This is a genomic window from Aliivibrio thorii, from assembly GCF_057368585.1.
In genome coordinates this window covers 711,748-724,776 of the sequence record NZ_CM170655.1, presented here as the reverse complement: position 1 = coordinate 724,776, position 13,029 = coordinate 711,748, and the positions used below count along the sequence as shown (strand labels likewise).

The following is a 13,029-nucleotide window of genomic DNA, read 5'->3' as shown; positions in this document are numbered from 1 at the left end:
TATGGATACATTAATTGCCTTTGATGAGATACAAGAGCGCCTCCATCACTTTAAAAATGGACACTTACACACTCGATTTTCAGAAAGCCCACTATTACTTGGGTTGGCTTATACTTTAGTGGCTCTTGAGTGGGAAGGCACACCAGATATTCTTTCTGATGCATTTTTGTCTGACGATAAGCACTCGATTTCATTCAATAAAACACTGACTCGCCTTGGGTATCAATGCATTGAAAATAACATTACTCACGCTGACCAATTTCTAGAGGTTGACTGCCCTAGCTTTATCACTCTACAAGACCAGCATTATATTTTATTAAACTTTGACGACGGTATCCTCTATCTTTACGACTATGAGAATGACATTACTATAGAAAGCGAAGCAAAAGGAAAGATCTTATCCAAAGTATGTGCGATTTCTAAATATTCTCGTTTATTTAGAGAGCCGCCACCAGAATCACAAGATAAACGTAATTGGATAAAGCACGTGTTTTATCATTACAATAATGAGTTCAAAAGCCTTGCATTATTAAGCCTATTAATTAGCTTACTAGGTACATTACAGCCTTTCTTTATTATGGGAGTATATACCTTTGCATTAACTGCCGATTCCGTCTCAACGCTTTACTGGCTGGCCTCTGGCGCGGTCGTTATTGCGGGTATGGAATACCTATTTAAAAAACAACGCATAACTATTTTAAATACCTCAGGTCAAGAATTAGCACGTTATATTTCTTATCAAGTCATATCAAAACTACTGTGGCTACCGTATGCATTAACATCAAATGCGGCGACCTCCTCTCAACTTGCTCGCTTAAAAGACATTGACCAATTCCGCCAACTGGTGACCGCAGAATCGAGTTTAAGTTACTTTGATTTACCCTTCATTTTTATCTTCTTAATCGCCATTTTCATTATGTCTGGCAGTGCTGCTGTCACTGTTATTATTGGCATCGCTATTATGGTTTTATTCTGTATTTATGCTCGATACATTTACATGCAAGCGACATCAAAAAGCTCCCGTGCAAATGCAATGGTGTCTTATCAATGGAATGAAGTGCTTGGGAACGTTAATTCAATTCAAAAGTTGCCGCTATTATCCGTGATTAAGTCTCGCTTCAATTCAGCCTTAACCCAACGTTTACAAGACTCTCATCATGTTTCTGTTACTAACTCTAAAATACAACAGCTGGGTAGCAGTTTTATTCAAGTCATCGGTACAACAACCATTGTTATCGCGGTGAATGCAGTTATGGCTGGCGATACCAACCCAGGAGCTATGCTTGCCATTATTATTTTAGTTTGGAAAACACTTACGCCAATTATGGGAATTTATAACTCATTAGCTAAAATAGACACCATTAAAGCCTCAACTGCACAAATCAATGCATTAATGTCTTTAGATGATGATAAGAGTCGCATTGAAAAAAGTCCGCCAATTCACCAATTCAGTGGCGCACTGTCCATCAATGGCCTATCTCATCGCTATCAAGGGGTAAATAAAGGGCTAACCAATCTCTCTTTTACCATTAAAGCTGGCAGTAAAGTGTCAGTTTGTGCACCATCAGGAAGTGGAAAAACAACATTAATGAATATTCTTGGCGGTATTGAATCTCGTTTCCAAGGGCGCTTATTATGCGATGGGTATAATGTAAATCAATTCAACAATTTTAGATTCCGTAACAGTATTTGTTATGTTCCTTTTAATATGCATTTATACCACGGTACGGTTCACGCAAATTACACCATGTATAATGGTTATGTCCCGCCAACCTTTATTGACGAAATGCTTAACTTTCTTGATTTATTACCTTATCTTCCTCAAGGAAAAAACACCTTACTAAGTGCTGATTTCCTTTCATCCATACCCGATGGAATACTGCGCAAACTGACCCTTGCCATTGGCATTGGATATTGCAGAAAAAGAGTCGTAATAATGGATGAGCCTTTTGTTGGTTCTGAACATGAGAACAGTAAGTATCTGACCTCATTATTTAACAAATATTTAAGTAATAGTACCGTTATTTTTACGACGACAAGTAAGTCAATGGTTGCCCTTTCAGATCAATGCTTATTACTTGAAAAAGACGGTTCTCAGAAGTTTTATGGTACATCAGATAAAGTATTACAAGCAGCGCCTCTAATGCTGACTTAGGCTACTTATCGTTACCACATGACTGTTCAGGCTGAAATGAAAGGTTACGATAGGTACCGCTTAATGGCTGATTCAAAGCACTAACCTTTCCAGCCCAAGACGATAGTTTATTATCCACAGGCCAAACGTTAGCCATGATTTTTAACCGAGAATCAAGAATGGTTGGCGTCGGATTATTTTTTGACCGCACAACTTCATAACGCATTAATCCATCCACAAACCACTGAATTTTATCTTCTTTCCATAACATCGCGTATTGATGAAACTCTTTCGATGCATCGAAACCTAACGGGATCAACACGGCATTGTCACTAAGATACTCATCATCATTCGCCCAAAAGTTAAACTGCACAACTCTGGTGTTTTTACCTAAAAATTCAATATCAATTTCATTATGCATTCCATTACTGCCTTCATGTTTATCATGCTCGCCTGAAAAGAGAAAAAAGGACGTAATAATCCCAGGAGAAGATATAGGTTTAACTTCTACCGAAAAGCAACCATAACCATAAAAATGCCGACTGCGTAATTCACCTGAACGGTACTTGTTTTGTTCATTACTTTGAGGAGCATCACTCACCTCAATATTCATTCCTACCTCAGAGAAATCAATCGCACCTTCTTCCCATCTATTTAAAAACGGAAAACCATTACTCCAATGGTGGGAACGTTCAAATAAATCACGATTTAACTCCTTAAGAGGCTCAGAGAAATAGCGATCATTACATTCATCCACATTACACGCCCCCGCAGTAAAAGAAGAGAGTCCAACAAGGAACAACGCATCGTATTTATTCATCATTGTCCTTATTATCTATCGGCATCGTTATCGACTTATTATTAAGATTAGTGTCTTTATTTAATATCGCGGTGCTATTTTTCATCTTGTATAACAAAGAGGACAAAATCATTGAATTGGTATTAATGTTATAAGCAGTATTGATCGATTTATCGCTGTATATACCCGTTGGAACAGAGCGAGAATATAAACTATGATTTATTACCTTTTTAACCAATCGTCCAGCATACTCATCGTTATAAATAACTCCCAACCCAAAAGCTACTTTATTACTAAACACTTGAAACACCTCAATTGGTTTTCCCCCTGCCGACGTACTCAGCCAGCTTTTCCCATAAAAATAAAGATTGTTATAAGCAAACCACGGTGCTTGATTCATGGCATCTTCTGCAAATACCCACAATTTTTTACTTTGTATTTCCTTCGCTTTATGTAGGGTATAAATAGTATCAAGCTGATCCCACCACACACTTCCTTTACCCAATTCTAAGCGAGTTAACACATAAGGATCTGGTGTTGAAAATGGCATATTTCTTGAGTCGATATAAAAAGGAACACCATCAATAGAGACTTGTTTTACTGCCGTTCTCTGATAGCTTTCACTGACATCAAAACCAAACAAAGCAAAACCAGAGGCGGCATATTGTAGGTAACCTAAGCGACCTTCCTGGCGATAATGCTCGCTTTTTTTTCCTAATTTAGTGCCATATAACGTATTTTTATGAACCGCAGAAGCAAGTGACCACTCACTTGCAATACGATTAACTAAAGGAGATAATGAAGGTTTTTCTTGTTTGATGATGTGTAACCAAATCAATAATCGACCAATATCTAATGCCGACCAACCATTACCATTACTCGCTGTTTCGCTGTACCTTCCTGATGGTTTACCTGTTTTTGTACTGTATTCTCGATTTGGCAGTTTACCTTGGTACAAAGGTGCATTCAGCAAAGTGGTTAATAATATTTCTAATTTACGATTGGTAAGGTCTTCTGATTGTAACCCTAATCCTTCAAGAGAGAGTTGAGCACTAATATCGCTCGCAACATCCCACATGGTCACGTGTTGGTAACCCTGAACTGAATCAGTAAGCCCTGTGCTTTTATTCCAATTTCGTTCAAAATAATATTGCGCTTTTTTAGCTAATAATTTTTCATTTCGAGAAAGTGCAACCAAAGGAAGGGAAGAGTCGAGAGAAGAAGCCTTTTCTTCTTTCACAAATACTGTCGTTGTCTTTGTTGCTTCAATCGACACCGTACTTTCACCAGTCACATCCTGTTCAAGTTCAAGAGGTGCAATCACAATTGAACGACGCTGAAAAGTGGAAACGGGTTGTTCTGATTGTGTTTCACTAGGCGCAACAGAGCGCTTCCCATAAAAACTAGGGGAACCCGTTTCTGCTATTACCGATATTGAAAATGAGGATAAAACAATCCCTATAAGCACTAGCCAAACTCTAATTAGGCCCATCACACCTCCTTTGTGTGTACCTCCTAAGCATAGGATAACTCAGTGCATTTTCGTAAAAATAATCATCAATGATTTAAAGCATTAAGAAAATACCTTTTCCCATTACGAATACGACATTCTTTTTCCTATACTTCTTTCATTGGATTAATCTTAATACCGAGGTGTGCTTTTGTTTAAGGATAAACTGAAAGAATCACTATCAGACACCAAGAAAGACATCTCTTTCGCGTTGTTATTTAGCTGTGCTATTAATTTTTTGGTTCTTACGTTACCTATTTACAGTTTACAACTTTTTGACCGAGTGCTTGGCAGCTCTAGCCTAGATACTCTTTATGCTTTGTTGTTCATTGCCGTTTTTTTATTAACTGCACAATCTGTGATTGAATATTTTCGTATCGCCTTGTTGCAACGTTCAGGATTAAAACTCGATGTTTCAATCAGCTCTATCATGTTATCCGAAAGCATTCGACAATCAGCCATGTCAAAAAACATTAATAAACAAGGGCTGCAAGATCTGTCTGAGATAAGACGCTTTTTATTATCCCCTTCTAGCTCTGCTATTTTTGATATGCCGTGGATCCCTCTTTTCCTTGGCATTTTATTTATGCTCCATCCTGCTATTGGCTTAATCACCTTATCTGGTTGCGTTATTTTTATTATTTTAGCGGTTGTGATGATGCATTCAGCGAAAGAATCAACGATAGAAAGTAATAAGGTCGCGACAAAAACCACATTAGAATTAAACGATTACCTTCGCAATGCATCGACACTAAAGGCGATGGGAATGTCTGAGAGCATTGGGAATTATTGGAATAAAAAAAATCACAAGATGCTAAATTTACAATGGGTAGTGAACTCTCGTATCGGACAACTACTTGCTATCAGCCGTTATTTTCGAACTATTTTACAAGTCTTGATTTTAACGGTTGGTGTTATGCTAGCGCTGCAACAAGACATTGGAACAGGAGCTATTATCGCCAGTTCCATTATCATGGGTCGAGTATTATCCCCTTTTGAGCAAGCCGTGAATGGCTGGAAATCATGGTATAGCGCATTTAGAGCTTACCAACGACTTAAATATTTTTCTTTTCTTGAAGAAAACGCAGCTAAAACCGCACTTCCAAACCCTAAGGGCGACATTATTTTTCAAAATGTCGGGTTAAAGCTTCCACATAAAAAAGAACCTGTTTTGCAAAACATCAACTTCAAATTAGGTCATGGAAATGCACTCGCTATTTTGGGGAATTCAGGTTCTGGCAAATCAACCTTAGTTTCTTTATTAATGGGGATCCACACACCTAGCGTCGGTTCTATAAAAATAGACGGTGCAGCCATTCACCTCTGGCCTGAAAAGCAGTTTGGCCAACATATTGGGTATTTACCACAGCAAGTGGCTTTATTATCGGGAACGATTGCTGAAAATATTTGCCGCTTCACCAATGCTCCAGATAGAGACATTATTGCTGCCGCTCGCTTAACTTGTATCCATGAACTAATTATCTCCCTCCCTCAAGGTTACGATACATACTTAGAGGAAGGAGGCAGCTCCCAACTCTCTGGTGGACAAAAGCAACGCATCGCCTTAGCCAGAGCGGTATTTTCTAACCCTTCTATTCTTGTTCTCGATGAACCCAATTCAAATCTCGATCCCGAAGGGGAAATCGCGTTAGCCATTGTTCTTCAATACTGCAAAGAAAAGAAAATAACAGTCATCATGATCAGTCATCGTCCGGGATTTTTACGTCAAATGGATTGGGTAATTTCATTAAAAGACGGCCAAGTTCAAAAAGCAGGGCCATCAAAACTGTTCTTAGAAGACATGTCGGCGATTGATAGCGCTAACTCTACCCCCGTTCCACAACCCGCTTGAGCAAGGATGATTTTATGACTCAATTTAATACATCGCGCCTTATTGTTCTTTGCTCTGTGTTTATTCTACTGACTGTTGGTGGATTTATTTGGTGGGCGACAACAGCACAACTAAGCTCTGCATCTATCGCAAACGGCTCTTTAATTGTGGAATCACAGCGTAAAAAAATCCAACATCTACAAGGTGGTTGGGTTAAGGAAATCTATATCACGGAAGGACAACACGTTGAAAAAGGCGACCTTCTCATTGAACTTGCTAACACCAAAGCCGATTCTGATTATTATCGATTAATGCTGCGTTCTATTTCTTTAAAAGCCACTATTGAACGACTGCAAGCAGAGTTAACTGATAATGACACGGTGTCATGGAGCGAGGAATATCATAATGAAACCAACAGTGCAGACGTTATGAATATTTTGAATAACCAGACGCTTCAATTTCAACAGTTTTTATTACGTAACGAGCTGAGAACTAACCAATATACTCAAAATAAAGAGCAACTAACGGAGCAAATTCGAGGTTCGAAATCTCAATTAAAATCTATTAAACGTCAGCTTCAACTAGTCAATAAAGAAATCAGCATGATGAAGGGCTTAGTTAAAAAGGGATATGTATCTCAAACTAAAATGTTTGAAGTACAGCGTCATCAAGCCAGTATTGAGTCTCAGCGTGAAGAGTTACAAACCAAAATAAATGTATCAACCCGACAACTCACGTCACTTAAACAAGATTTTGAAGCCAAAGACATTGAGTTAAAACAATCTCTTTCTTCTCAATCAACACAATTAGAAAAAGAATGGTTAGATACAAATCAAGCTTTAAAAACAGCTCTCGATGTTCGCTCTCGAATAAAAGTAAGAAGTGAACACACAGGAACCATTGTCGGCTTAAATGTCCACAGTATTGGTGGCGTGGTAAACCCGGGTGACATTATTATGGAGATAGTACCAAACAACGAACAGCTCATCGTGCAAGCCATTGTTAAACCGGAAGACATTGATGTAGTAAGAACCGGACAAACGGCTAAAGTGAGGCTAAATGCTTATAACATCCGAAAAACACCCCCAATTACAGGAACGGTGATTTATGTTGCCGCTGACCGGTTAAATAAAAAAGATGAAAAAGAGAACGGTTATTTAGTAAAGGTTCAGCTACTTCAAGAAGAGATAACCAAGCTCTCAAACGTAGAGCTTTACCCTGGAATGCCTACTGACGTTTTAATTTTATTAGAAAAACGAACACTTTGGGATTACCTCACTGCGCCTCTGTTTAATTCATATTACAAAGCATTTCGCGAACAATAAGGACATATCATGATTTTTTGGCTCAGTTTTTATTTCTTCTTCTTTGCCTTAACTGCTTTTATTGGCTATCGAAAAGGCAATTTCATTGCTGGAATTTTGCTTGGGTACGTTCTAGGACCTGTTGGTTTATGTCTTATTTTATTAAGTAAAAACCGCGTTAAATTACCTTGCCCACACTGCCAAACCTTAATTCATAAGCATTCTTATTTTTGCCCACATTGTGATGCAAAAGTACTGCATACTTTAGTTTGATAGAGACCATTTTATGACCAAGCACACCAAAAAACTTCAAATTTTTCTGATGTTCCTTATCGCCTGTCTGTTTATAAGTGGTATGACTCTACTATCTTTAAGTTCATCGATTAATAATAAGAATGAAATGATTCAACGATTAACCGATGAACTCATCGCAGAGCAATTACTATCAAGTTCGTTAACGGATTACGACCAAATAATCATTGAGCTTCAATCAAAGAATGACACCCTACATCGAGATTTAAGTATCACCAGCGAAACCTTGGTGGAAAAAAACTTCACCATCAGCCAACTACAAGAACAGTTAACAACAGAGCGACGTAAGTTGGCTCGTTATAAATCAAGTTACAATAAAAACTTAAAATCACGGTTAGCCAATGAACAAAAGAAATTAAATGCTCAGTTAGAAAAAGATCGCCTCGCCTTACAATCTCAAGAAAGTGAGCTAGAACAACAACGTGTAGAATTAGAGAAATTAAAAAATACCCCACCACCAGAAAAAACCACCTCCGCAGCCGCTCAAAAAGCGATTGATGAAGAGCGAGTAGAAGAATTAATGAAAAAATTTAATGCTTACCAAGTTGATTTAAGCGTTGAAAACCAATGTGATAAAGACTACTTATACCGTTATAACGAGGCTAAAAGTACCCTGAACCACATTAGAACTTATTTACAGAAAAACAAGATGGATTCAAATTATTATCATTTTGTGATTGCTAATGACACGTCAATTACGGCACAAAACCGTAAACTTTGTTTAGATGATTAGCCATTAAAAACAAATAAAAGAACGACAAAAAATGCCGAACATTTCTATTCGGCATTTTATTTTAAGGATGTTTTATTTCAGCATCGAAAGTGGCTATTTATGCAATATCATTAGGATCTGCAATCGTGATTTGGTCTTCATCACAATCACTCCATATGGTGACTTCATCCCCTGCACTGTTTGCAAACGTATAACCATTTAAGTTACTGGTATCAATATTACTGGCTTCATAAGTGTCTTTTAAGCCACTGTCCATCATTGCAGTATTACCCGTGAGCTGCCAGTGAGAACCATCTATATTTAAAGTTTCAACACCTGAACACACAAACTGACCATTAGCTTCTCCTGCGCTGTCATTCACCAATATTTTATCTAGCGCTATTTTTAACTCAGTATTTGACGTATTAACAACCACCCCTTCAATCTCTTGATATGCGGTTTGTGTCATATCAATAATACTGTCTTGACCATCATTGCCTACAACCATGACATCAAAGCCTTCACCGCCACTAAAATGAACGGTTGCCCCATCTGTTGCATCAATATCATCTTGGTCAAAAACAAGCGTATCATTACCAGCACCTGCGAACAGTTGATCGCTACCAGAACCACCATCAAGAGTATCGTTACCTTCCTGACCAAAGATTAAGTCGCTGCCAGAGCCACCATCAAATATATCGTTACCAGCACCGCCGTCTAGGTAATCATCATCGTTTCCACCTGACAGTGAATCATTACCTTCACCACCAGACAGATTATCATCACCTGAACCACCTAATAACGTATCGTCACCAAGATCACCATAGAGAGCATCAGCATTGTTACCGCCAGATAAATTATCATTACCTTCTTGGCCATAAAGAATATCCTCACCAGAGCCGCCTTGAAGTGAGTCATTACCATCCTCTCCCCACAGCACATCGTTTCCGCTGTCTCCTTTTAAGGTGTCGTTGCCCTCGCCACCATAAGCGACATCATCACCAGAGCCGGCTGATATATAGTCATTACCCGAGTTTCCATACAGTTGATCATTGTCATTTTGACCAAACAATCGGTCATCACCAACGCCACCATCAAGAGTATCTGCCCCTGAGCCACCATACAGTTTATCGTTATCTTCACCACCAAAGAGCTGATCATTCCCCGATCCTGAAATCAAGGTGTCATTACCACTATCACCTTGCAGTACATCGTTACCCGCGCCTGATTCAATTCTATCAGCGCCTTCACCACCAGACAGTTGGTTGTCACCTCCAGAGGTAAATAAAGAATCATTACCGATACCACCGAGTAAGGTATCATTGCCAGAACCTGAGGTTAGTGTGTCGTTACCTTCTCCACCATCCAATGTATTAATACCCTCTCCGGCATCAAGCACATCAGAACCTAATCCACCAACTAAGGCATCATTACCTGAACCTGATTTAAGGTTATCATCACCTTCACCACCATCAAGAGCATTGTTACCGCTAAGGGCTTCTAAACGGTCATTACCGGCATCACCAAATAAGGAGTCGTCACCTGAACCACCATACAAAATGTCATTGTCATTATTCCCATAAAGAATATTGTTACCCAATTCCGCGTGTAACTCATCTTGGCCATCACCACCAGACAAACTGTCGTTACCTGCACCTGCAAAGAGTTTATCTTCGCCCGAACCACCTTCTAAAGTGTCGTTACCTTCTCCACCAACAAGAATATCATCACCTTCTTGCCCTTGAAGTAAATCAGCACCTTTACCACCATCAAGATAATCAACACCACTACCCGCAGCTAACATATCGTTACCTTCGCCACCGTATAATGTGTCATCGCCACTGCCTGATGTTGTGTTGTCTGATCCACTACCACCAAATAAGGTATTTGTCCCTTCACCCAAATCAATGGTATTTGTTCCGGCTTCACCATAAACAATATCATTGCCAGAGCCTGCAGTTACAGTATCAACTCCATCACCAGAAAATAAAACATTATCGCCTTCACCGCCTTGAATGACATCGGCACCTTCACCGCCATATAAGGTATCACTAGCCGCGCTACCAACTAAAGTATCATCGCCAGAGCCACCATATAACTGATGACTGCCCGTTGCTGCTGCTGTAAGTGTATCGTTACCGCTACCACCAATTAACGTATCTTGCCCATCATCGACGAGCGTATCATTACCGGCACCACCATCAAGATAATCATATCCTTCACCACCAACAAGATTATCGTCACCATCACCACCAAATAGGTTGTCATTGCCAATTCCGCCATCAAGTGTATCGTTACCAGATCCACCATCCAGAACATCATCACCTAGACCAGCAGTAATATGGTCGTCATTTCCGCCACCATGCAATTCGTCATTTTCAGCCGAACCAACCAGTTGATCGTTACCTTGCCCACCAATTAATACACTGCCATTATCACCGGCGTATAAAGTGTCATTTCCGCCTTCACCAACTAAACGGTTACTGCCTTCTTCACCATAAACAATATCATCGCCTGAACCGGCATAAACCGCATCATTCCCAGAGCCTGCATAAATAATATCTGCTGAGCCTCCAGAAAAAATAGCATCATCACCATCACCAGCTTGAATTATATCTATCCCTGAACCCGAGAAAATCTGGTCATCACCAGCACCACCTACAACGTTATTATCCCCATCACCCGCATACACAGTATCGTGACCAGAACCAGTATCAATGGTATCACTACCCGCATCGGCATAGACCACATCACTTCCTTCACCCGTAGCGATCTGATTAGCGCCAGAACCAGAAAAAATGAGGTCATCACCCGTACCAGAGTCGATAACATCGTTGCCATAGTCAGTATAAATTGTGTCATTACCATCACCCGAGACGATGGAGTTATCGCCTGTTTCACCGAATACCGTGTCATTCCCTTCACCTGAATCAATCACATCATTACCACTACCAGCGTAAATGAAATCATCCCCTGAACCAGAATTAATAATGTCATCCCCTTCATTAGCATGAAGAACATCGTCTCCGGATCCACCTTCTAAAATATCGGTTCCCTGCCCACCAAAAAGTTGATCGTTCCCTTCGCCACCGATGAGATGGTCATCACCATCATCACCATAAAGGCCATCATCGCCTAAACCGCCAATGATCGTATCATCACCTAACTCACCAAATAACAGGTCATTACCCGCATCACCTGACAGTTGATCATTACCGTCACCACCAAGTAATAAATCATTATCATCTTGGCCTGAAATTACATCATCACCTGCGCCACCAAGGACAAAGTCATCCCCTGCACCACCTTGAATTACATCGTTTCCTGCATCACCTTGCAGTTCATCGTTTCCTTCACCGCCATAGAGTTGATCGACACCAGCCCCACCAAGCAATAAGTCATCTCCAGCGTCACCATATAAAACATCATCTCCATCATCACCGATAATGATGTCATTGCCATCACCACCTTCAATCCGATCATTTCCTAATTCACCAAGAAGAATGTCGTTACCTGCGTTGCCAAAAAGCGTATCATCACCATCACTGCCTAATAAGGTGTCGGATCCATCACCTCCATGAAGTTCATCATCTCCATTACCGCCAATCAGAACATCATCACCTTCTCCGCCGTATAAGCGATCATCGTTGATATCTCCATCCAGAAAATCATTACCGGCACCACCAATCAGTAAATCAGCCCCTTGCTGTCCAAAAATAACATCATCGCCTTCTCCGCCATCAATACGGTCGTCATAGATGTTATGGGCAATAAATTCAACCGATTCAATATCTGTAATTGGAGAGCCTGAGGGATCTTTCAAAACAAAATTAACAACTTGATCATCAGCAATTTCATTTGCGGTAAAACTAATGTCTATATCGATATTGCCATTTTCATCAACAGGAGCTTGAACGGTTTTAATGACATTGCCATTTTGATCGGTTAATTCAACAGTAACGGTGGTTAACACCGTGTTTAGGGTAAATTTTGTCGTGATATTACCGATATCATCCACCAAATAATTACCCAATCGAGCACCATGACTGGCTTCTTCAGCAGGAGCATCTTCTTCGTCTGAGGTAAATTGATAGACGGATTGAGAGGTTCCCCAACTGTCATTCGTTGAATTGGTTTCAGCATTATCTGATGCGTCAGTTACCGATGTTTGTTCAACATCTCCGAAGATAACATCTTGTCCTTCGCCACCAGAAATAACATCACTGCCTTCTCCCCCTGCGACGTGATCATTACCTGCTAATCCTTCAACATGATCGCTACCAGATTGTGCATTCACATTATCATCTTCTGATGTACCTATGATGGAATCATTATATTTGGTTCCTTCCATTTGGACCTCTCTATTATTAATAACAATTACATTAATTAGTAATGAAAAATAAGCGACCATTTAAGTAATGGTGTAA

General features: G+C 39.8%; 8 protein-coding genes. 5 read left to right on the top strand and 3 right to left on the bottom strand.

Features of this window, described 5'->3' with window-relative positions; all coding sequences use genetic code 11:
* The first annotated feature begins 1 nt into the window (after position 1).
* Entirely contained in the window at positions 2–2,155 is a 2,154-nt protein-coding gene (locus AC2IP4_RS17380) for an ATP-binding cassette domain-containing protein (RefSeq protein ID WP_486311198.1), read from the top strand.
* Position 2,156: 1 nt separating this feature from the next.
* Here the strand turns inward: AC2IP4_RS17380 and AC2IP4_RS17375 are convergent, their stop codons facing one another.
* Together AC2IP4_RS17375 and AC2IP4_RS17370 are read right to left on the bottom strand one after the other, a co-directional pair.
* Positions 2,157–2,957 carry a family 16 glycosylhydrolase gene (locus AC2IP4_RS17375; RefSeq protein WP_486311197.1) on the bottom strand — a complete coding sequence of 267 codons (801 nt, stop codon included), beginning with the start codon at positions 2,955–2,957 and terminating at the stop codon, positions 2,157–2,159.
* The gene (locus tag AC2IP4_RS17370; protein WP_486311196.1) at positions 2,947–4,425 is read right to left on the bottom strand and encodes a DUF3131 domain-containing protein; all 1,479 of its coding nucleotides are present in this window, start codon (positions 4,423–4,425) and stop codon (positions 2,947–2,949) included. The genes AC2IP4_RS17375 and AC2IP4_RS17370 overlap by 11 nt, the downstream gene beginning before the upstream one ends.
* A 169-nt stretch (positions 4,426–4,594) precedes the next feature.
* Here AC2IP4_RS17370 and AC2IP4_RS17365 point away from each other — a divergent pair, with 169 nt between their 5' ends.
* From AC2IP4_RS17365 to AC2IP4_RS17350, 4 genes are read left to right on the top strand one after another with little or no spacing between them, the layout of a single operon-like run.
* The gene (locus AC2IP4_RS17365) at positions 4,595–6,295 is read left to right on the top strand and encodes a type I secretion system permease/ATPase (RefSeq protein WP_375319923.1); all 1,701 of its coding nucleotides are present in this window, start codon (positions 4,595–4,597) and stop codon (positions 6,293–6,295) included.
* Between the two features lie 14 nt (positions 6,296–6,309).
* Entirely contained in the window at positions 6,310–7,599 is a 1,290-nt protein-coding gene (locus tag AC2IP4_RS17360) for an HlyD family type I secretion periplasmic adaptor subunit (RefSeq protein ID WP_486311195.1), read from the top strand.
* A gap of 9 nt (positions 7,600–7,608) precedes the next feature.
* Positions 7,609–7,851, top strand: coding sequence for a hypothetical protein (locus AC2IP4_RS17355; RefSeq protein ID WP_061036844.1), 243 nt, complete (start codon positions 7,609–7,611; stop codon positions 7,849–7,851).
* A gap of 13 nt (positions 7,852–7,864) precedes the next feature.
* Positions 7,865–8,623 carry a hypothetical protein gene (locus tag AC2IP4_RS17350; protein WP_375319925.1) on the top strand — a complete coding sequence of 253 codons (759 nt, stop codon included), beginning with the start codon at positions 7,865–7,867 and terminating at the stop codon, positions 8,621–8,623.
* A gap of 97 nt (positions 8,624–8,720) precedes the next feature.
* Here AC2IP4_RS17350 and AC2IP4_RS17345 read toward each other — a convergent pair whose 3' ends face one another.
* Positions 8,721–12,953, bottom strand: a complete 4,233-nt coding sequence (locus AC2IP4_RS17345) for a beta strand repeat-containing protein (protein ID WP_486311194.1) — start codon at positions 12,951–12,953, stop codon at positions 8,721–8,723.
* Positions 12,954–13,029 lie beyond the last annotated feature (76 nt).

Bases quoted from the DNA above. Each gene is read 5' to 3' on its own strand.
- AC2IP4_RS17350 (WP_375319925.1), top strand. From the start codon at position 7,865: ATGACCAAGCACACCAAAAAACTTCAAATTTTTCTGATGTTCCTTATC.
- AC2IP4_RS17345 (WP_486311194.1), bottom strand. From the start codon at position 12,953: ATGGAAGGAACCAAATATAATGATTCCATCATAGGTACATCAGAAGAT.
- AC2IP4_RS17355 (WP_061036844.1), top strand. From the start codon at position 7,609: ATGATTTTTTGGCTCAGTTTTTATTTCTTCTTCTTTGCCTTAACTGCT.
- AC2IP4_RS17360 (WP_486311195.1), top strand. From the start codon at position 6,310: ATGACTCAATTTAATACATCGCGCCTTATTGTTCTTTGCTCTGTGTTT.
- AC2IP4_RS17375 (WP_486311197.1), bottom strand. From the start codon at position 2,957: ATGATGAATAAATACGATGCGTTGTTCCTTGTTGGACTCTCTTCTTTT.
- AC2IP4_RS17370 (WP_486311196.1), bottom strand. From the start codon at position 4,425: ATGGGCCTAATTAGAGTTTGGCTAGTGCTTATAGGGATTGTTTTATCC.
- AC2IP4_RS17380 (WP_486311198.1), top strand. From the start codon at position 2: ATGGATACATTAATTGCCTTTGATGAGATACAAGAGCGCCTCCATCAC.